Here is a 19,889-nt window from a genome sequence, read left to right as displayed (position 1 = left end):
CCACTTGCGGAAATAGTAGTAAACAGTTTGCCAAGGGGCGAAGTCGGAAGGCAACATTCGCCATTGACAGCCACTTTTGCTGATATAGAATATGGCGTTCAGAATTTCTCTGAGACACTTTTTTCTAGTTCTTTCTTGTGGTTCTACAATATTTTTGATAACTTGCCACTGTTTTTCAGTTAGGTTAGTTGAATAATTGCTCATAACTATTTGTTTTGCAACCATAAAGTTACGAAAATTATTTCAATTAACCAACTGATTAACAGATAAATATAAATAATTTAATCATTTCAAAACAGCTTCTAATTCTTTTTATCAACAAACACTTAGCACGATGCAACTGCGAGGTAGACGAATGCTCTTTGATGTGGAGGATTTCGGCTATTTCCTTGTGCGATTTCTCCTCAAAGACGTATAAGTTGAATACAGTACGGCATCCATCGGGAAGTTCCGCCACGAACGCCATCAGCATTTCTTCGGAAATACGGCCTCCGGTTTCGGCAATGCCTGCTTCATCCGGAATGTCGGGCAATTGTTCCTCATTCACCACCAGTTGGCTGAAACGTTGCTGTTTCCGCAGGTAGTCTATCGCCTGCGTCACCATTACCCTTGTCACCCAGGTACTCAATGCACATTCGCCACGGAAGGTGAAGTGGGTGAAAATTTTGATGAAGCCATCGTGCAATACGTCATGGGCCGCATCGACATCGCCCGTATAGCGGTAACATACCGCCAGCATCTGCTTGGAGTAGAGGGTGTATAATTCCTTTCGGGCGGAATCCTTTCCTGCCCGGCAGCCCTCAATCAGTTCTATCTCATTTTCCAATGTCAGTGCTCGTTTTACGGACGCCTCTTCGCGTCGTTTGTTAGTTAGACGCAGCATTTTTGAAAATGCTGCTGAATTAAACATAAAAAGATGTTAAAGAACGGAGATTACTTATATTTGGCTTTCAATACTTGAATCTGCTTGGCCAGCCTTTCATCCAATTCATCAAATTCATGCCAATACAGAAAACCGGGAACCATGTTGACGTAATTGATAAATTTCTTATACTGCACAAGAAACAAGGCCTGGTCCCGAAGACTGTCGTCACCATCAAAAACATGCGCCAACTCCCTGGACATGGCAGCACTCATAAGAGCATCTGTTTTCGTTGCATAGTAATCACCGACATCCCTCTGTTTCCTGCCCAACTCAAAATAAGTCTGCAATACATCCTGCAACATACGTTTGTCCGGTATATACTGCATCAATGAAGAACCTTTCAGCACATCCAGCGCATCTGTCCTATAAGAGAATTCATCCATATTATTGAAAAGCTCGCCATACTTCCACAGAGTATCTGTCGGTATCTTGGATACATCCATATCATGTTCCCTCAACAACAGACTCATGTGTATGTCAATATCCAACAAGTGCTTTATATTACGGAGCTCCTGCCTATTATATTCCAACTCTTCCGTTACCAACTGCATCGTAGCACGCACTTCCTTTTGGCGGGCATTCTCGGTAATCCGGTCATTTCCCCAGAAAGTGACAATGATGCCCGCAGCCACAATACTGAACTGACGGAAATAATCACCTATGCGCCAGCTTTTTATCTTATGGTTCAACCTGTTAAAGCTTGTCTTTCCCATATCTTTTCATTCTAAATGATACTTTTTCTCAAGCGCTTGTATTGCCTCGTCTATACGTTTTCCCACACGTTCTACATAGTCCGGCGTAAAATAGTTCCGCGCTACCCTGACAAAGTTCCGTACCGACCTGTCCGACAAGTAAATATCCCACGCCTCATATCCTCCACGATTTATCTGGTCCGTCTGTTCGTCAGTCAATGCCAAATGGAAAGGAACCATAATTTCGTCCTTCATATCGTAATAGCCATTCATAGTCGCCCTAAATCCATCCAATACCTCATAGATTCCGGTCAACTGCAACAGTAGCTCTTTATCTGAAATCTTCTGCATCAACATGGAGTTTTTAAGTATATCCAATGCATTCTGACTATAATAAAAACTGCGGATATGCCCCATAAGAAAGCGGAACTGTATCAATGAATCTTCCGGTATCGTCCGATGCTTTAAGTCATGCTCCACCAATAAGCTGGAAAGACGTTCATCCTCTCTAAACTCTGAAACGATACTCTTATAATTTTCCCGGTTACTTTTCAGTTCATCCCTAATCAGCGACATGGTGGCTTGAATATCCTTTTTCTCGGAGTTTTGAGTAACCAACTCACTACCGACAAAAGTAATCAGTACGCCAATCACCACAATGGAAGTCTGCCGGATGTAGTCTCCCACTTGCCAATCTTTGACAGTTGTTTTTACTTTATTCCATGTTATGTTTTTCATATCTTCCTACGCTATTATCCATTACTCTGAAACACATCATCCGTTATAGCCAAACGCATCATCTATCCGTCCCCAACAGACCATCTGTTTCACCCCAATACACCATCTGTTTTTTCAGGAGTCATTACTCTGCTGGTTATCAAGAGAAAGCCTCTCATAAGTCTGCCGTAATGCAGCATTCTTTATGAGAGGCTTTCCTTATTATTCTGCAATAATGCTTTCCGCCTTTGTCAACATGCTTTAAAGCTCATGTCCAATCCTTTCACAGAGTGCGTCAAAGCTCCTACGGAAATAAAATCCACACCGCATTCGGCATAGTCGCGGAGCGTATCAAACGTGATGCCGCCGGAAGATTCCGTTTCATAGCGGCCGCCTACCATCTCTACGGCCTTCTTTGTCATTGCCGGCGTAAAGTTGTCGAACATGATACGGTCTACACCGCCCAGGTCGAGCACCTGCTGCAATTCGTCGAAGTTGCGCACTTCTATTTCTATCTTGAGGTCCTTGCCTTTTTCCTTGCAATATTCCTTCGCACGGTTGATAGCCTTGTCGATTCCTCCGGCAAAGTCCACATGGTTGTCTTTCAGCAAAATCATATCGAACAAGCCGATACGGTGGTTTACACCGCCACCGATTTTCACTGCCATTTTCTCGAGGATACGCATGCCCGGAGTAGTCTTGCGGGTATCGAGTACACGGGTATTCGTACCTTTCAGTTGCTCGGCATACCTATGTGTCATGGTGGCAATGCCACTCATGCGCTGCATGATGTTCAGCATCAGACGCTCCGTTTGCAACAAAGACTGTATCTTGCCTTCCACAATCATGGCCACATCACCCGGCTTTACGGCTGTACCGTCATTAATGAACACTTCCACCTTCATGGTAGGATCGAAACGGCGGAACACCTCCTTTGCTATCTCGATACCGGCCAGGATGCCCGGTTCTTTTATCAACAGTTTGGATTTGCCCATTGCCGTAGCAGGAATGCACGAAAGGGTTGTATGGTCTCCATCGCCTATATCTTCGGCGAAAGCCAGGTCTATCAGCCTGTCAATCAATTCTTCTTCCTTATTCATCTGTTTTATCTATCCTTATTTGATGTATGACATATTTGTTCTGTACTTTTCTGAAGAAACAATTCACCCGAAAGTTTCCATTTGCGGTCATCAAGGTACCGATGACGAAACCGGACTCATCGCGCTTCCCCTGATGGTTCACATTAAAACTGCCGACCTTGTGGTTGGAGAAGAAAGCAGCCATTGTGCCCTCTGCCGTCCGCTTATCGGCGTGGGTCGACTTATTCTGAATGATTAAATCGACCTTGTCACCCAGATACTTGTTGAGCTCCTGAGAATTTCCTTCCTTGAAGGCTCCAATCACTCCCTCGGGAACATTCTGGGCCAGCAGCACAGACGTCCAAATGAAGAGACCGGTCAACAAAAAGATTACCCGTTTTTTCATTTTCACAAGTATTTATGATAGGCAAAGGTAAGCATTTGTCTCAAAATACAATAAAAAAATGCTAAATTTGTGCGCTAATCAAAACAGAACCAGTATGAAAACTACTCTGCTCGTTGTAGGACGAACTGTAGAACAACACTTTATAACAGCCATCAACGACTATGTGCAACGTACCAAGCGTTATCTCTCATTCGAGATGGAAGTCATCCCCGAACTGAAAAACACCAAGAGTCTCTCCATGGAAGTGCAGAAGGAAAAGGAAGGGGAACTGATATTGAAAGCTCTCCAGCCGGGAGATGTGGTCGTACTGCTGGACGAAGGTGGAAAAGAAATGCGCTCCATAGAGTTTGCAGACTATATGAAGCGCAAGATGAATACCGTGAACAAACGGCTGGTATTTATTATCGGAGGCCCTTACGGATTCTCCCCCAAAGTGTACGAAGCGGCACACGAGAAGATGTCCCTCTCACGCATGACCTTTTCCCATCAGATGGTGCGCCTCATCTTTGTGGAGCAACTCTACCGGGCGATGACCATACTGAACGGGGGGCCGTATCATCATGAATGATGAATTTCAGCTCCGCGACACCTGGAATCCCTTATCCGAGAGTGACATTTCTACGAACCTGGCTCTCGGATTCGGTACATTCAGCGTCAAGGTCTCACGGATGCGCAGGGCTGCCTGCGCATCCTTAGCCACCATATACAGATAACCTCCCCCACCGGCTCCCGGCAGTTTATATCCTAAGGTATAGTCTTTTATCTGACAGATGATGTCCTCTACGGCAGGAGGATTTGTTCCACTGTCCAGTGCCTTCTTCTGCATCCATGTCTTGCCTACCAGTGTTCCGAAACTCTTGAAGTCATTCCGTTGAATGGCTTCGGCCATATCCAAGGCATGTGCTTTCATCTCTTCTAATAACCCCAGGTGCAGGGAAGAGTTGAGGAACATGGAGCGTACTATTTCTGCAAGGATGCCCTTGGCTGTACGCGTAATGCCCGTATAATACAGCAGATGGCAATCGCGGTATTCCGGATGGGTAAACAAATGCTCGGGCAACCAGCGTACCAATGGCTGCTGGGCAAATCCAGCCTCCGTCTGCAACAGTTTGATACCTTGCAATACCCCACCGTATTGGTCTTGCCAACCGCCACCGGTCGTCAGCAACTGTTCCAGGGCAAGCGTACGGCGGCATATTTCGTTCTTATCCCACATCAGTCCGCAAAAGTCACTCAATGAACCCAAGACAGTAGAAGCCAAAATGGAGCTTGTGCCCAGACCGGAACCTGCAGGTATGGCAGAAAGCAATGTAATCTCTATACCTGTGCCGAAGGCTTCCAGTTGTTTTTCCAGCGAAGGATAAGCCGTTTCTGAAAAAGCCGGAACAAACCCGGCCAGCGCCAATGCTGCTTTGGGAATGGAAAAGGGGGAACCTATCATGCAATAGGATTGCAATTCCTCAAAAGTATTCACCACCTCCATGGCTCCCATATCAATGGAGCGCAACACGATGCGATGCTCCGCGCAAGGTTTGATGTACACTTGTAAAGGCGGCTGCCCGTTCAGTTCAATGGCAATATTCACCACACTCCCACCGGCAAACAAGGAGTAAGGCGGAGTGTCCGTCCATCCTCCCGCCATATCTATGCGTACGGGGCTACGCCCCCATACAATCTGGTCACTATACACATTTAGGCGAGGACTGCTCTTGCGTTCATACAAATCAGTCAGCAATCCTTCGCGCAACAAGTTGAATGCGGCCTGCTCATCTGCCTTGAAGTCCCTTCCGTCCAGCTTCTCAATCTGTGCACGCAGCATCCGGTTATGGATACGCTGCATCAGCGAGGCATCTGTCGGCAACACTCCCGGCTTGTCAATGCCGAATTTATGGAATTCACCGGCCACATCCATCAAGTCGAGTTGATAGAATACACTCTTTGCATGGTTGCGTGCCAGCACTTCCCAGTTTCCTTTGCAGAAGCTCTCCCGCTGTGCATACAGCAGACGCAAGTCGGCTTGTGCTGAAATTTCGTCGGCGGACAACCGACGACTTTCCAGCCAGACAGCCTTTCCTTCCGTCAAGCCCGGTTCGGAAACCATCCATCGAAGCACTGTCCCCATCTGCTCTTTATCTTCCACAACCGGGAAGATGGCAGCAGCCTGCAGGTCCTCTTTTCTGCCGGTGATGTCTTCCACCGACAATTCCCGTTCGACCAGCCATTCCAAAAACGACATTCCAAGGAACAGTGTCTTTTCATCCCGAATATCCCCCTTAAAAGTATCGTCAAAACCATAGGGGCGTACTGCCCAGCGCTGGTCGGCAAGCGGAACTATATCAATGCAGATACCGTCTGGAATGGTCAGCCTCCAGTCATTCTTGGGAACACCCGTGATAATCTGCCGTGCCCCCAGCCGCCAAGAAGCCCCAACAAAGCTATTTTCAATCCAAAGACTGTCGTTCTTCGGAGTAAGGGGGAGATGCACTTCTGCATTCTGCACAAAGATGGCCGGATTGGGCTTCAACTTCCGGTGCATAATCTGGCGCTGGTCGTAGACCTTATTCTGTAAGGTGACGGTTGAAGACAACAGTTCGCGGCTTGTTCCATAATGGTAGAATTCGCCTCCGGGCAAAGGCAATATGGCGACGGAGAGGCTATTCAGCTCTTCATCCTCAATACGGGGATGATTTCCTAAGGACAAGCCAAAGTCAGCATACAAGTCATAGTATTTCAAGTCGGAATATGGCGTATCCACGTCCAAAGCCCCATCTGCCTTCTGCGAACGTTTCATCAGCAAGTCAACGGCCCGGTCGCTCAATAGCCAGATGCCGATATCCATTAAAAAGAGATGTGTCTTGGAGAGGTTTTCCAATTCTTCCAGAGAGGGTTTCTGAAGCATGAAATCCAAGGATTCCGGTTGATTCCGGTCCGAGATAAACACACCATGATGTGTGGCGAGCAACGGGTCTACCCACAGTCCATAGCACACCACATCTGCATCGGGAATCTCTTGAAGCGGCTTTTCCGCACGGATATATACGTCACCACTGGCAATCAGCGTACGCAGTCTTTCGGGAGCCCGCTCCATTATCTTTTCGTAAAGTGGGAGTTGAAGGGATAATAAATTCTGTCCCAGTTTTTGTCCACGCGCCCAGCGAAACACCGGAATCGGGGTCAATATCTTGCCCGACGGTGCATATCCCGGTAAACGACGGCTTTGTCCTCCGGCATGCAGCAGAATACGCTTCTCTGCTGGAAGGCTTTTCTCTGTTGGAATGCACTTTTCTGTTGGAATACGCTCCTCCGCCAAATACTTCCTATCCCGTTCCTTCTGCCATTCTCTCAAGAGCCAGGTAGTTCCCCCACCCGAGCCAAGTTTCATTCCCACCGGGTCGGAAGTACAAAACCATTCCGTACGGTCCACATTTTCCAGTTCATAGAATGCCGACACCAGATTAGGCGGCAAAGACAATAATTTCTGCATATCAATCGCTGTATTGCTTACTATTTGACAGCAAAGTAAAATAATATTAGGCAATTGACATAGAAAGTTTCAATTTATTTCTTTGGTATCAAGCTTGTGTTCCTTTACGGAAATACGACTGAGTATATAGGCGATTCATAAAGAATGGCTTTTCCAATCAAGTTCATTTTTAAAACAGAGAAAAGAATTGATTAAGAGTTAAGAAATTGTCGAAAGAGACATTATTAAAGATTCTTAGTAAATTTCTCAGTAATAAAAGATAGAAATACACACGAACAGATACAAACAATTTATAGCATGCAATACACGATACTAACAACATGTCGTGCAAGAAGTTAATAACGTGTCCTACAAAAAACAAATATCGTGTCCGCAGGATATTAACTTCCTGCAAACACGATATTAATTCGCTTTTACACAAAACTATACGAGGCTAACTACCTGCTGCAACAACTCCGACAATTCGAAAGTAGCATTCTTAATATCCGAAATCCGGTTCTTGCCTTCTGTCGTAAGAGAAAAACGCATCTGACGTTTATCTTCCTTACCTATCAGACGGGTAATGAGCTTCTTTCCCTCGACAGAGCGAATGACCTTTGAAGTGTTGGAGGCAGACAAACCCAGTGCCTCGGCTATCTCACTGGAGGTAAGCTTAGGAGTATTGAGCAGCGTGCACAACAGCATTCCTTCATTCAGCGATAAATCATACATCTGCGTAAACTGCACCTCGAACTCGGCAATAGCCCGATAAACATCACGGATTTTACATAAAGTCTCCATATCTTGTCCTCCTATATAAATAAGTTCACATTTGCCTTGTCCGCACGTTCCATATAGGTAGCCACGCCGCCGATGGTTACTTCATCCAGAAGTTCTTCGTGCTGGATGCCCATCATATCCATAGACATCTGGCAAGCAATGAATTCCACTCCCTGCGCCAATGCCTGCGAGCGCAACGACTCCAAAGAATCCACTCCCTTGCGCTTCATCAAGAAGCGCATCATGCGGCTGCCCATGCCAAACATATTCATCTGCGACAACTTCAGTTTCAAAGAGCTGGACGGCAGCATCATGCCGAACATCTTGCCGAAGAAGTCCTTCTGCACACTGGGTTTCTGCACTTTCTTCAAGACGTTCAGTCCCCAGAAGGTGAAGAAAATGGTTACTTTCTGTCCCGTTGCCGCTGCTCCGTTTGCCAATACGAAGGTTGCCAGCGCTTTGTCCAGGTCGTCACTGAACAGAATCAGCGTCTTTCCCCTACCCCTGGCTGCGGAAACATTGGAAGCAGATGTACAAGCCGGAGCACCTTTCTCGATGACTACCGTATAGCGTCCTTTCTCGTCATGCTTCTCTATCAATTTATTTCCCGTCGTATCACACCAGGCAGAAGCATCGCGTGCAAAACCGGCATCGGTTGCCACAATCTCCACACGCTCGCCCACAGCAATGCTATCCATCGCCTTTTTCACCTGCATGATAGGTCCCGGACATTGCAAACCGCAAGCATTTATCTTCAACGTTTCCTTCTTGGACACTGATGCATCCGCAGGAACATCATCAGTAGCAGCCTCTACCGAAGAAGAAGAGCCGCCGCCTGCCGGAGCAGATGGAAACGGCAGAGGTGCTGTTGCCGTGGAGTAGGTCTTATAACCACCTATCAGATTGCGCACATTGCGATAGCCGCGCCCCATCAAGATGCGCAGGGACAGATAACCGCGCAGACCCACAGCACAGAAAAGCACTACCGGCTTGTCTGTAGGTATCTCTGCCAAATGTTCGCGCATTTCGTCCAACGGAATATTGACGGCTCCCGGAATGGTGCCGAAAGAGAATTCCTCGGGCGTACGGGTATCTATCAGCATCACTTTATCCTTCTCTTCTACCAGCTCGCGCCAAGAGATGACAGGCATAGCACCGCTGATAATGTTCGATGCTACATAGCCGCCAATAGCGATGGGGTCTTTGGCCGAGGAGAAAGGAGGCGCATACGTGTGCTCCGTCTCCATCAAATCGTAGACTGTGCCACCCCGCTTGATGAGTCCGGCTATCTGGTCGATTCGCTTGTCCACTCCCTCGTAACCGATACATTGCGCACCATAGAGTTTACCGGTTTTGGGATGGAAAGTCAGTTTCAAGGTCAAAGGCAGGGCATCCGGATAGTAACCGGCATGAGATGCCGAGTGAGTCACCGAGCTTTGATATTCCATGCCCCACTGCTTCAAGCGTTTGGCTGCAAGGCCCGTAGAGGCTACCGTCATGTCGAATACTTTGGCAATGGAGGTGCCGATAGCTCCTTCGTAGGAAACAGTATTGCCAAACACCATATTATCAGCAACGATACGTCCCTGGCGGTTGGCAGGATTTGCCAGATAATTGAGCCAGGGCTTTCCGGTCAGCGGATGAGGATATTCGATGGCATCGCCCACGGCATAGATGTCTTTTTCGGAAGTCTCCAAGTGTTCGTCTACCCAGATACCGCCCATCTCGCCCAGTTTCAAGCCGGCTTGTTGCGCCAATGCAGTGGCAGGACGCACACCGATGGAGAGTAACACCATATCGGCAGGAATGGCCTTTCCGCTTTTCAGGAATACGGTGATTCCGTTGTCCGTACGCTTGAAGTGGGTTACGCCTTCTTCCAGATAGAGGGAGACACCTTTCTGCAACAGATGCTGATGAATAGGTGCCGCCATAGAGAAGTCGATAGGCGCCATCACCTGATTACCCATTTCGACTACAGACACATGAACACCGGCATGATGCAGGTTCTCCGCCATTTCCAATCCGATGAAACCGGCACCTACCACCACGGCGCGTTTCACCTGCTTGTCCGAGATATAAGCCTTGATATGGTCGGTATCTTCTACATTGCGCAACGTGAAGATGCCTTCGGAATTAATGCCTTCCAAGGGGGGCTTCACGGGGTTAGCACCGGGAGAAAGCAAAAGTTTGTCATAGCTTTCATCGTACTCCTTGCCTTCCGCATTGCGTATGGTAACGGTCTTGTTTTTGGGATGGATGGCGATTACTTCATTCTGCACACGCACATCAATGCGGAAGCGCTTGCCGAAAGATTCGGGTGTCTGTACCAACAGCTTCTCGCGCTCTGCTATCACTCCACCTATATAATAAGGTAAACCACAATTAGCATACGAGATGTAAGGGCCTTTCTCCAATAAAAGGATTTCAGCCATTTCGTCCACTCTTCTCAGTCGGGCGGCTGCCGTGGCTCCACCTGCTACACCGCCAATGATTACATATTTCATAATTCTTCGTTTTTTAAGTTTGACGATGCAAAGAAAATAATTATTTTCAATAAAACATAATTTCCAAAGGAAAATATTATTAAAAGACTCATTTTTAATAAGAATAGGCATAAAAAAACGGATTATTACAAGTTTTTACACCTATAATAATCCGTTCAGTATGCAAGTTTTTATAAGCTTACCAACCAAGCCGAGCAAGACCGACAGCACTATACCATGAAGTAGAACGATAAGCGGCATTAGCAGCTTGAGCAGCAGCAGAAGTGGCAGTGGAAGGTATATAATGGCTAACCCCATTTGCCCGCTTCATGGAGAACATACCAACAGACATCGAATAAATCATCGGTGTTTTTTTCCAACAGACAGAAGCTGCATCATATGCTTGCTTCCATTCATCCAAGGCAACTTCATCCACAACGAGTTTTTCCATCATTTCTACGAAATCATAATAGCCTACATAATAAGACGATCCTACTTTACGCTGATCATAATCAAAGACCGATGACCGAAGAACTTCTCTATCTGCTGTCACTCCCGACAAAGCATTTGCTGTAGCAGCAGCTAAGTTCTCAAGCTCAGAAGATTTCAGCACATCTATAGCAGTGCCCATTGTCCAATTGCTATTACTTCCTATTTTTCCAGTATAAATTTCATCATAAGCAGCAAAAGTCCCAATAGCCATTTCTACCGCTGCACCTTTCTGAAATATAAATGGAAACATTCTATCATAGGCAGCACCAGGACCTGGATTCTCAGCAGGGAAACCAATATAGTAATCGCAACAATCACGCAACTCATACGCGACTTCCACCGACTGCATAAAGCAAGCATCAAACATAATAAAATCAAAATGAGGAGCGTTCTGTAATACTAACTTCAAGTCCTCAATATTCATATAATGCCCTCCTCCAGTCTTATCATTTCCTATCCAGCGAGTAGAAGGCAATGGAGTAGGTATCCATCCTTCCCCATGCGACCAATAAATCAAACCATAACTTTCCGCTTTATATAAAGAATTCCCAAACACATCATTGAATACCTCTTGCGTCTCAGCGACTCCGCACGAATTTCTATCTTCGTATTCTTTGACTATTGTTTCAACAACAGTACCACCTTTATTTTCAATTTCAATCAAACGAGGAAATCCCGTATCTATATACACCAATAAATGCATATCAGATGTATTATCAATTGAAGCCATCCCAGCTTTCAATTCCTCCAAATCCCCATCCGTAAAGCTAGCCAATGGATTTATACTATTATCCGCTGCCATATATACCAGCACAGTACGTTTCCCATCAACCGGAGGATCAGGTATCGGGTCATCACCACGACACGCCGACATGAACAAGGGGAAAACGAAGAAAAAAAGAAGATATAGTTTTGTTTTCATACTTGAAATCTTATTCCTGCGGTTTTGCAAATGTGAAAGCCTCAGGCTTCACCACCTGCAAAACCATATTCTTACTCTTCTTATACTTACCTTTTACCTTTACAGCCTCTTTTTCCAACTTTTTCCTGTTTTCAGAGAAATAAATCATGCAAGTATAGTCCGGCTTCTTCAGATTATACTCCAGATAATTCTTGAGCTGGTAAGTGTATAAATCACGCTTGGGCAAGAATCCATTCTTATCCAGCTCTACGCTGTCCAATACCTGGATGTCTGTATAATATACGATGGAGTCATTGAAAGAAGCCGCCACACCAAAAGCATATACAGCCTTTTCCTTATCTTTCATTGTAAAAGCTGAGCACAACGCAAAAACCAAAGCTACGGCACAAAGTATACGAACGTATTTCATTGAGTTATGAGTTATAAGTTATGAATTATCAATGGGGGCAAAGATATAAAAAAAACCGCACGCCTACTAAAGACGTACGGTTTTTTAATTCCTTCTATTTGTCGGAAACTGATATTTCTTATTTATCCCAAATAAGATTTGAGCAATTTACTACGATTACTTTGTCTTAATCTTCTGATTGCTTTTTCCTTAATCTGACGCACACGCTCACGGGTCAAGCCGAATTTGTCGCCGATTTCCTCTAATGTCATTTCCTGCTGTCCGATACCGAAAAACATCTGTATGATTTCTTTTTCCCTATCGGTTAACGTAGAAAGAGCTCTATCAATTTCCCTCGCAAGAGACTCGTTCACCAAAGAGCGGTCGGCCATAGGGGAGTCGTCGTTGACCAGCACATCGAGCAAGCTGTTGTCCTCTCCTTCTACAAAAGGTGCGTCCACCGAAATGTGACGGCCGGACACCTTCAGCGTATCAGAGATTTTGTCAACAGGGATTTCCAGTTCATCGGCAAGCTCTTCAGGAGACGGACGACGTTCGTTTTCCTGCTCGAACTTGGAGAAGGCCTTGCTGATTTTATTCAGCGAGCCTACCTGGTTCAACGGAAGACGTACAATACGCGACTGCTCTGCCAAAGCCTGCAGAATGGACTGACGTATCCACCATACTGCATAACTGATGAACTTGAAACCACGTGTTTCATCGAACTTTTCGGCAGCCTTGATCAGTCCTAAATTACCCTCGTTAATCAAGTCGGGCAAACTCAAACCTTGGTTTTGGTACTGCTTGGCCACAGATACAACGAAACGCAGATTGGCACGTGTCAATTTCTCCAGTGCAACACGGTCACCCTTGCGGATGCGCTGAGCGAGCTCCACTTCCTCTTCAACAGTAATGAGGTCTTCGCGACCGATTTCCTGCAAATACTTGTCAAGAGAAGCGCTCTCTCTGTTAGTGATACTTTTTGTAATTTTAAGTTGTCTCATTCTTATAATACAGATTTGGGTTGCAAAGGTACGACAAATTATTTTGTTACAATAATTTCATCCCAACTTTTTCACCTTATTTATATCTTATCCTATATAACAAAAAGGATGCCGGTATGTATTGTACCGACACCCCCTTTTTCGCTATTGTTAGCTAATATTACAATCTTCTTACCTAACTATCCCTATTTTTTATTCTTGAGTCAAATCAACGGCATACATTGCACGTTTTCCTGACGGGAACATACCGGTGATGAACAAACCTTGCTCAGGAGACTTTCTTGCCTCTTTCATCGCCTTTTCCAAATCGTCCACCGTCTTCATCGGCACTCCGTTGGCTTTCAGAATGATGAAGCCCTTGCGGATACCTGCATCGGCCATCTTGCCATTGGTAACCCCGGTAACTTCCAGACCGTAACCCAGGTTCAACTGCTTCTTCAGCTCGGAAGATACGGGCTTGAAGGCTGCACCCAAGATTTCCATTCCGGCATCCTTCACTACCTTCGTAGTGCCTTGCTCATTCTTCAGCGTGATTTCGAATTCCTTTTCCTTCTTGTCACGAACCACTGTTACCTTCACTTTGTCGCCCGGACGGTGTTTTGCCAGCATTTCCTGCAAATCCGAGAACTTGTGAATCTTCTTGCCGTTCAATGCTATGATTACATCATTTTCCTTCAAGATGCCGGCAGCGGAACCACCTTCAACAACTTCGGCCACATAGATACCCTCTTTCACACCAAGTTCGTCGGCCTTCTTCTTCAGTTCTTCGGTCCAACGTTCGTCCATCTGCAGGTCTGTGCTCAAATCACTACCCTTGATGCCAAGGAGCGCGCGCTGCACGGTACCAAACTGTTTCAAGTCGGCTACCACCTTTGTCATAATGCTGGTAGGGATGGCAAAACCATAGCCGGAATAAGCACCCGTGGGTGAGTAAAGCATGGCATTGATACCAACTAGCTCGCCTTTGGCATTCACCAACGCACCACCACTGTTACCTTGGTTGATGGCAGCATCCGTCTGAATGAAAGACTGGATGTTTGCAGCTTGTCCGTTGGAGGCAGAAGAGCCAATGGAACGGGCTTTTGCACTGACGATACCAGCTGTTACGGTAGAGTTCAGGTTGAACGGATTACCTACTGCCAATACCCATTCTCCCACCTTCAACTGGTCGGAGTCACCAACCGGAATTGTCGGGAAGTCATCCCCTTCAATCTTAATCAATGCCAAGTCCGTGCTGGGGTCAGTACCGATGATGCGTCCTTTCAGCTCACGGTCGTCATTCAGTTTCACAGTGATTTCATCAGCACCTTCCACCACGTGATTGTTCGTCACAATATATCCGTCTTTGGAGATGATGACCCCCGAACCGAAACCTACACGCGGCTGGGTCTGTATCTGGCGCTGGCGTCCACGACCGTCTCCAAAGAAGAAGTCAAAAATATCCGGCTGTTCTTGCACCGTCTGAGTCTTGCTCAACTGAGTGGCACGTATATGCACTACAGCATGGAGCGAGCTCTCCGCTGCTTGTGTCAAATCCACAGGCTGGGCATCCGTTGCATGGAAAGCTGCCGGCAGCAGATTATTCGGGTTCTGTTGGAACAACTCGCTGAATGCGGCAGGCTTTTCCTTATTCAGCATCTTATAAGTGGTCAATCCAGCCACTCCAGAGCTCAGGAGCACGATAGCCGCAACTCCAAGGATGTTTTTTGTTGTCTGTTTCATACTATTCTTCCTATTCTTTAAATTGTTAATATTCAAGTTTCGTTTAACATTACGACGTTAAAATAACGACAAAAAACGTTCAGTTATTCCGCTTGTCACTCTTTTTTGTTCTCTTTTAACAGAGGATATTTAGGGCTTAACAGCGGTTAACGGCAAAGACTGACAAATTAGCATTTATGTACGATTGCTGACTGTTAAAGAACTGACAGATAGGGCATAAAAAGACGCATCACCCGTTGCGGCCGAAACGGATGATGCATTTGGGGTAAACAGATGATGCGTTTATACCAAACAGATGATGTGTTCGGGCTGAACGCATCATCTGTTTTTAGAGGGCAGATAGTACCTTAATAATTCAAGTAATCAATGTCCATGTGGTAGTCCCACTGCGGGAAGTAGAGGTTACCTCCCTCCCACTCCACCTCGCCACGCTGGAAGTCGACGGTCTCGCTGCGGGGATACTGCTTTTCGGGCTGTAGCGGCATGCCGTAATCAGTGTTCACAATCATGCGCCAAGAGTCTATACCACCCAGGAAGAAATATTCTTCGTCGGCATTGCGAGCAAAGGCAGGAATGCCGAATGACTGGTCGGCAGGCACCCAACCCACACCCTCAAAATAGACTTCTGCCCAATCGTGCAGATTCCATGCACGGGGATGCATCATGAAGCCGCTCTGGAAATGTGCGGGAATTCCACTGATGCGGCAAAGCGTAATGAACAGCAGGCTGACTTGGCCACAGTCTCCGTGACGGTTGTCCAACACATATTCCGGGATATTCTCAATGGTGGAATATTCGCGTGCAGAAGCCCACGGGAAGTTGTCATTCACCCAACGGAAGATACGTTTGGCTTTCAAGTAGGGGTTGGTTTCACCGGCTGTCAATTTGGCAGCAAGTTCGCGCAAGCGTGGGGAAAAGACGATATGCTTCTCACGCTCGGCAGTATATTCCTTATAAAGGGCGGTCGTCGTATCATAGGGCTGCACGTCTTCCGGCTTCAGATTATGCCATTCGCCGTTGGCGGTAAACTCAAAGGTTTCGGAGAATACGGTCGGTTCGCCTTCGACAGCACGTTTCTCCATGTACAATGTACTGTGACGGCACTCGGGCGACGAAAAGGTGTATTGCGGTTCACTGGCCGAAATGAACTCGACATCCTGCTGCCGAGCCTGGTCCTGACGGGGATAGGGCAACCAGCAACGGATGATTTTCCCGGCAGGCACGGCATTGGTATCCACGGTCAACGTGTAGGTGACGCGCATGCGCTTCGGCGCAACAATGGCCTTGCCCTCCTTCTTCACAGCAGAAATGATTTCGGGCAGGTTCTCCATATTCACTTTCTCGCTGCCACTCGGCGAAGAACCTTCCTTGGCTATCTTGATGTCATAGCAAGTGGAGTCCACACGAAACAGATTAGGTCCGGCATTACGGAAATAGCGTTTCTCTCCATCCAGCATCATGCACTCCAAAGCTTTGGAAGCTTCCCACTGGCGCATCTGCTCATCGGTCACGTCGGGAATATACTTGCGGATATAGTCCTTCACCTGGGATTCCGTCATACAGAAATCCGTAAGCAGACGTTGGTGCAGGTCGTCCTCCCAATTATAGGGCTTGCTCTCGGACTTCGTGCTGCATGCAGAAGCTATCACAAACAGAGCGACGGTATACAATAGCTTTCTCATAACTTCACCACTCCAATACCCGGCAAATCGGGCAACGTTATCTTACCTTTCACAACCTCCATACCCTTGAAACGGTCGTTCGCAATCAGCAGACTACCGTCTAAGTCGGCAAAGTCCACTGCCGGAGAGAATTGAGAGGCAGCGGTAATGGCACAAGAGGTCTCGGTCATACAGCCTACCATCACTTTCATGTCCAATGCACGTGCCAAAGTCACCATCTTCCAGGCTTCGCGCATACCGGTACACTTCATCAGCTTGATGTTGATGCCCGTAAAGGCGCCCTTCAAGCCTGCCACATCCTTCAGACGCTGAATGGACTCATCGGCAAATATGGGTAACGGGCTTTGCTGGGCGACCCATGCGATATCGTCCAATTGTTCCTTGGGCATCGGTTGCTCTATCATGACAATTCCTTTTTCGTGCAGCCAATGTATCATATCGAGCGCATGATGTTTGTCTTTCCAGCCCTGGTTGGCATCAATGGCAATCGGAAGGTCTGTCACCGAACGGATGGTCTCTATCATTTCTTTGTCGTTCTCCCGCCCCAGCTTCACTTTAAGGATATTGAACCGGTCGGCACACTCTTTCGTCTTTTCACGCACCACGTCGGCCGTATCAATGCCGATGGTGAAAGTTGTAGAGGGAGTCTTTTCCTTGTCCAAACCCCATATCTTATACCAAGGGGCTTGCAACAGTTTGCCCACAAGGTCGTGCAAGGCGATGTCCACAGCAGTTTTAGCAGCGGAATCCCCTGCCGAGAGGCTGTCTATATAAGCCAGTATATCTTCCAGCTGAAAGGGGTCTGAGAATTGGCCGATGACATCCTGCACCTTCTTCAGAAAAGCCAATACACTGTCCATCGTGCCCAGTTCGTGTTGCAGGTACGGGGGCATGGAGGCTTCACCATAACCGATAATGCCATCATATTCTATCTCGACCTGAACGTCGGGAGTGGTAGTACGCGAGTAGGTGGCCACTGTAAAGACATGGCGCAATTTCAGTTCATAGGGGAAGAAACGCAGTTTCATTTTGGGGGTTACACCTGCCCTACTGTTCACGTTGAACAAGGAAGGAGCGTCATTTCCTCCGGCAAATACATGATTGATTGCCATGCCTGAGCCGAGTGCGGCAAAAGCGGCGGTTTTCAGGAAATCTCTTCTGTTTGACATAATTGTGTGTGTATTAAATGTGCCAATATGCTAATGTGCCAATATGCCAATGGGCTGCGCTATATATATACTACGTCATGTTTGCACCGTCACGCCGAGGTCATTGGCATATTGGCACATTAGCACATTATTACATTGAATAAAATGGATTCGTTTCCGTTGTATTGAGCAACGCCTCCTTGTTTATATAAGGTAACACGCGCGTAGCGAACAACAGTCTACCGAGGTTGTATTCATCGAACAGCTCGTCGTCGGGGCTGAAGCTATTGACGCGCACATCGCCTTGCGAATGGATGAAACGCTTGTTGCCGATATACATGCCGACATGTACCACACGTTCCTTGCGTTCCGGCGTCGCCTTGCGCCCGAAGAAAATCAAATCGCCCGGCTGGAGGTTACTGAAATCAGGAGCGATATCGATATGCTCGCCCACGTATGCCTGCTGGGAAGCATCCCGCGGAATGATGATGTCGTGCATGAAAAGAACGGTGCGCATGAAGCCGCTACAATCCACCCCTTTGGAGGAAGTGCCAGCCCAAAGATAAGGGATGCCCATCATGCTATGCGCCGTGGCTATAATGCTGGCGGCATCCTGCTTCAAGGTGGCACGCCATTTCTTCTCAGGCATGGAGATGGATTTGGAGATATATCCCTGACGGCCGTCGGGATAAGCCACCTTATAAAAGGCACCTTTTGTCCCCTCCCACTTCAGGCGGTTTCCTGCAGCAACATCAGAGACGGTCTGCGATGCCTGGCTGGGCTGTGAGTAGACAAAGCCATAATGCGAAGTCACCACTATTTTCTCTGCATTGTTCCAAGCGGTCAGCTCTTCCCGCGTGACGGGATGTATGCCTACTCGGTGTACCCATGCAATGTAGTTGTCCGGTGTCTGGATACGGTACCAGCCGTCGCGCTGCAACACCCGCACCGGCATACCCATCAAGCCTTGCGTCATCATTTCTGAAGAGAAATCCGGGGCTACCCGAAGATTGCACACAGACACATTGACAATGCCATACGTCTTGCCTTCAAGTCCGGCCTCATCCGGAAGCACTTGCAGACAATCCATCACCGCATATCCTTTCTTTGCCAAACCATCCAGCAAAGCCGTCTTTGCCTCTGCCGAAGTGGTGACACCACGCAACATCACATTCTTTCCGGAGAAAGAGTAATCCACATCGAACAAAGCCACGCGCTTGTCCGGTGCAAGCTTTTGTTTCAAACTGTCAGCGAGTTGCGCCACTTCTGCAGGTATTGTACGGTCACCCACTTCCGAAGCGACAGCAAAAAGCGGGATTAACAGAAATAAAGAAAAAAGAGAGGATAACTTTTTCATTGGCCAAAAGGATTTGGGGGTTATTACTAATAGCAAAGCTACGAATTTATTCCGAAATAGATACATGTTTTTAAGATAATTAAGGGTAAAGAATGAAGAATGAAGGATTCATCCGTACTGCATCCGCACACTGCACAACAAATTCTTCATCCTTCATTCTTCATTCTTCATTAATATTCCGTATCTTTGTACCCTATAAAGCAGTTGGTCGGTCTGTCGCTTGCGCCTCGTGCGTATGAGGAAAGTCCGGGCAACACAGAGCGTCCCACTTCCTAACAGAAAGCTGTCCGTGAGGGTAGAGTAACGTAGAAGAAAATAACCGCCGTCGCCCTTGGGCTACGGTAAGGGTGAGAAGGTGGGGTAAGAGCCTACCAGTCTTGTGGCGACACAAGGGCTGTGCGTCTTGGGAGTTGTAAGGTCATGTAAACCGACGTTATGAGAGTTGCTCGCTCCATGTCGGAGGGTAGACCGCTAAAGCTTGTATGGTGACATGCGGCTCAGATAAATGACAGACACTTCTTTAATGGAGAATGGATAATGAAGAATGGATAATTCCTAATTAGGCTTTTTCAGAAACAGAAGAACAGAACCCGGCTTACAGACTGACTGCTTTTTTATTGACAATGGAT

Annotated in this window: 17 protein-coding genes and 1 other RNA gene; 2 read left to right on the top strand and 16 right to left on the bottom strand. The window is 47.0% G+C overall.

Translation table 11 applies throughout. The features are described 5' to 3' along the window. The 6 genes from CSD97_RS16760 to CSD97_RS16735 all read right to left on the bottom strand — a co-directional run. On the bottom strand, positions 1-225 hold a 225-nt coding region (locus CSD97_RS16760; RefSeq protein ID WP_244284047.1), incomplete at its 3' end, for a transposase. 34 nt (positions 226-259) lie between these two features. Next, positions 260-883 carry a sigma-70 family RNA polymerase sigma factor gene (locus CSD97_RS16755; protein ID WP_098032754.1) on the bottom strand — a complete coding sequence of 208 codons (624 nt, stop codon included), beginning with the start codon at positions 881-883 and terminating at the stop codon, positions 260-262. 50 nt (positions 884-933) lie between these two features. Continuing rightward, positions 934-1,638: a hypothetical protein gene (locus CSD97_RS16750; RefSeq protein ID WP_098032753.1), complete on the bottom strand. Its 705-nt coding sequence runs from the start codon at positions 1,636-1,638 to the stop codon at positions 934-936. 6 nt (positions 1,639-1,644) lie between these two features. Continuing rightward, positions 1,645-2,355, bottom strand: coding sequence for a hypothetical protein (locus CSD97_RS16745; protein ID WP_005832272.1), 711 nt, complete (start codon positions 2,353-2,355; stop codon positions 1,645-1,647). Positions 2,356-2,585: 230 nt separating this feature from the next. Continuing rightward, on the bottom strand, positions 2,586-3,434 hold the full coding sequence (gene nadC, locus CSD97_RS16740; RefSeq protein ID WP_005832274.1) for a carboxylating nicotinate-nucleotide diphosphorylase: 849 nt from the start codon (positions 3,432-3,434) through the stop codon (positions 2,586-2,588). Beyond that, on the bottom strand, positions 3,427-3,819 hold the full coding sequence (locus CSD97_RS16735) for a DUF4783 domain-containing protein (protein WP_005832276.1): 393 nt from the start codon (positions 3,817-3,819) through the stop codon (positions 3,427-3,429). The genes nadC and CSD97_RS16735 overlap by 8 nt, the downstream gene beginning before the upstream one ends. 94 nt (positions 3,820-3,913) lie before the next feature. Between CSD97_RS16735 and rlmH the strand changes: the two genes are divergently transcribed. Further along, positions 3,914-4,387, top strand: a complete 474-nt coding sequence (gene rlmH, locus CSD97_RS16730) for a 23S rRNA (pseudouridine(1915)-N(3))-methyltransferase RlmH (RefSeq protein ID WP_005831223.1) — start codon at positions 3,914-3,916, stop codon at positions 4,385-4,387. A 6-nt stretch (positions 4,388-4,393) separates the two neighbouring features. Here rlmH and CSD97_RS16725 read toward each other — a convergent pair whose 3' ends face one another. From CSD97_RS16725 to CSD97_RS16680, 10 genes are all read right to left on the bottom strand, one after another. Beyond that, positions 4,394-7,327: a bifunctional fucokinase/fucose-1-phosphate guanylyltransferase gene (locus CSD97_RS16725; protein WP_258979661.1), complete on the bottom strand. Its 2,934-nt coding sequence runs from the start codon at positions 7,325-7,327 to the stop codon at positions 4,394-4,396. Between the two features lie 399 nt (positions 7,328-7,726). Beyond that, the gene (locus tag CSD97_RS16720) at positions 7,727-8,083 is read right to left on the bottom strand and encodes a MarR family transcriptional regulator (RefSeq protein ID WP_005832281.1); all 357 of its coding nucleotides are present in this window, start codon (positions 8,081-8,083) and stop codon (positions 7,727-7,729) included. Positions 8,084-8,094: 11 nt separating this feature from the next. After that, on the bottom strand, positions 8,095-10,566 hold the full coding sequence (locus CSD97_RS16715) for an FAD-dependent oxidoreductase (RefSeq protein WP_034529610.1): 2,472 nt from the start codon (positions 10,564-10,566) through the stop codon (positions 8,095-8,097). Positions 10,567-10,744: 178 nt separating this feature from the next. After that, positions 10,745-11,959 (bottom strand): clostripain-related cysteine peptidase, encoded by a 1,215-nt coding sequence (locus CSD97_RS16710; protein ID WP_009038256.1) that lies wholly within the window; start codon positions 11,957-11,959, stop codon positions 10,745-10,747. 10 nt (positions 11,960-11,969) lie between these two features. Then, a complete protein-coding gene (locus CSD97_RS16705) occupies positions 11,970-12,368 on the bottom strand; it encodes a hypothetical protein (RefSeq protein WP_009038255.1) in 399 nt (132 codons plus the stop codon). A 122-nt stretch (positions 12,369-12,490) separates the two neighbouring features. After that, positions 12,491-13,351, bottom strand: coding sequence for an RNA polymerase sigma factor RpoD/SigA (locus CSD97_RS16700; protein WP_002561589.1), 861 nt, complete (start codon positions 13,349-13,351; stop codon positions 12,491-12,493). Positions 13,352-13,543: 192 nt separating this feature from the next. After that, on the bottom strand, positions 13,544-15,073 hold the full coding sequence (locus tag CSD97_RS16695) for a Do family serine endopeptidase (RefSeq protein ID WP_005831283.1): 1,530 nt from the start codon (positions 15,071-15,073) through the stop codon (positions 13,544-13,546). A 347-nt stretch (positions 15,074-15,420) separates the two neighbouring features. Then, positions 15,421-16,755, bottom strand: coding sequence for a transglutaminase domain-containing protein (locus CSD97_RS16690; protein ID WP_009038254.1), 1,335 nt, complete (start codon positions 16,753-16,755; stop codon positions 15,421-15,423). Next, positions 16,752-17,924, bottom strand: a complete 1,173-nt coding sequence (locus CSD97_RS16685) for a dipeptide epimerase (RefSeq protein ID WP_009038253.1) — start codon at positions 17,922-17,924, stop codon at positions 16,752-16,754. The genes CSD97_RS16690 and CSD97_RS16685 overlap by 4 nt, the downstream gene beginning before the upstream one ends. A 130-nt stretch (positions 17,925-18,054) precedes the next feature. Next, a complete protein-coding gene (locus CSD97_RS16680; RefSeq protein ID WP_098032751.1) occupies positions 18,055-19,260 on the bottom strand; it encodes an NlpC/P60 family protein in 1,206 nt (401 codons plus the stop codon). Between the two features lie 200 nt (positions 19,261-19,460). Between CSD97_RS16680 and rnpB the strand changes: the two genes are divergently transcribed. Next, an RNA gene (gene rnpB, locus CSD97_RS16675) (RNase P RNA component class A) lies at positions 19,461-19,874 on the top strand. The last annotated feature ends 15 nt before the right edge of the window (positions 19,875-19,889 follow it).

The organism is Bacteroides sp. AR29, from assembly GCF_900217715.1.
Classification (GTDB): domain Bacteria; phylum Bacteroidota; class Bacteroidia; order Bacteroidales; family Bacteroidaceae; genus Bacteroides; species Bacteroides uniformis.
This window is presented reverse-complemented; position numbering and strand designations above follow the sequence as displayed.

Excerpts from the sequence above, each read along its gene's own strand:
- CSD97_RS16755 (WP_098032754.1), bottom strand. The coding sequence starts at position 883 with ATGCTGCGTCTAACTAACAAACGACGCGAAGAGGCGTCCGTAAAACGA.
- CSD97_RS16750 (WP_098032753.1), bottom strand. The coding sequence starts at position 1,638 with ATGGGAAAGACAAGCTTTAACAGGTTGAACCATAAGATAAAAAGCTGG.
- CSD97_RS16745 (WP_005832272.1), bottom strand. The coding sequence starts at position 2,355 with ATGAAAAACATAACATGGAATAAAGTAAAAACAACTGTCAAAGATTGG.
- nadC (WP_005832274.1), bottom strand. The coding sequence starts at position 3,434 with ATGAATAAGGAAGAAGAATTGATTGACAGGCTGATAGACCTGGCTTTC.
- CSD97_RS16735 (WP_005832276.1), bottom strand. The coding sequence starts at position 3,819 with ATGAAAAAACGGGTAATCTTTTTGTTGACCGGTCTCTTCATTTGGACG.
- rlmH (WP_005831223.1), top strand. The coding sequence starts at position 3,914 with ATGAAAACTACTCTGCTCGTTGTAGGACGAACTGTAGAACAACACTTT.
- CSD97_RS16720 (WP_005832281.1), bottom strand. The coding sequence starts at position 8,083 with ATGGAGACTTTATGTAAAATCCGTGATGTTTATCGGGCTATTGCCGAG.
- CSD97_RS16715 (WP_034529610.1), bottom strand. The coding sequence starts at position 10,566 with ATGAAATATGTAATCATTGGCGGTGTAGCAGGTGGAGCCACGGCAGCC.
- CSD97_RS16710 (WP_009038256.1), bottom strand. The coding sequence starts at position 11,959 with ATGAAAACAAAACTATATCTTCTTTTTTTCTTCGTTTTCCCCTTGTTC.
- CSD97_RS16705 (WP_009038255.1), bottom strand. The coding sequence starts at position 12,368 with ATGAAATACGTTCGTATACTTTGTGCCGTAGCTTTGGTTTTTGCGTTG.
- CSD97_RS16700 (WP_002561589.1), bottom strand. The coding sequence starts at position 13,351 with ATGAGACAACTTAAAATTACAAAAAGTATCACTAACAGAGAGAGCGCT.
- CSD97_RS16695 (WP_005831283.1), bottom strand. The coding sequence starts at position 15,073 with ATGAAACAGACAACAAAAAACATCCTTGGAGTTGCGGCTATCGTGCTC.
- CSD97_RS16690 (WP_009038254.1), bottom strand. The coding sequence starts at position 16,755 with ATGAGAAAGCTATTGTATACCGTCGCTCTGTTTGTGATAGCTTCTGCA.
- CSD97_RS16685 (WP_009038253.1), bottom strand. The coding sequence starts at position 17,924 with ATGTCAAACAGAAGAGATTTCCTGAAAACCGCCGCTTTTGCCGCACTC.
- CSD97_RS16680 (WP_098032751.1), bottom strand. The coding sequence starts at position 19,260 with ATGAAAAAGTTATCCTCTCTTTTTTCTTTATTTCTGTTAATCCCGCTT.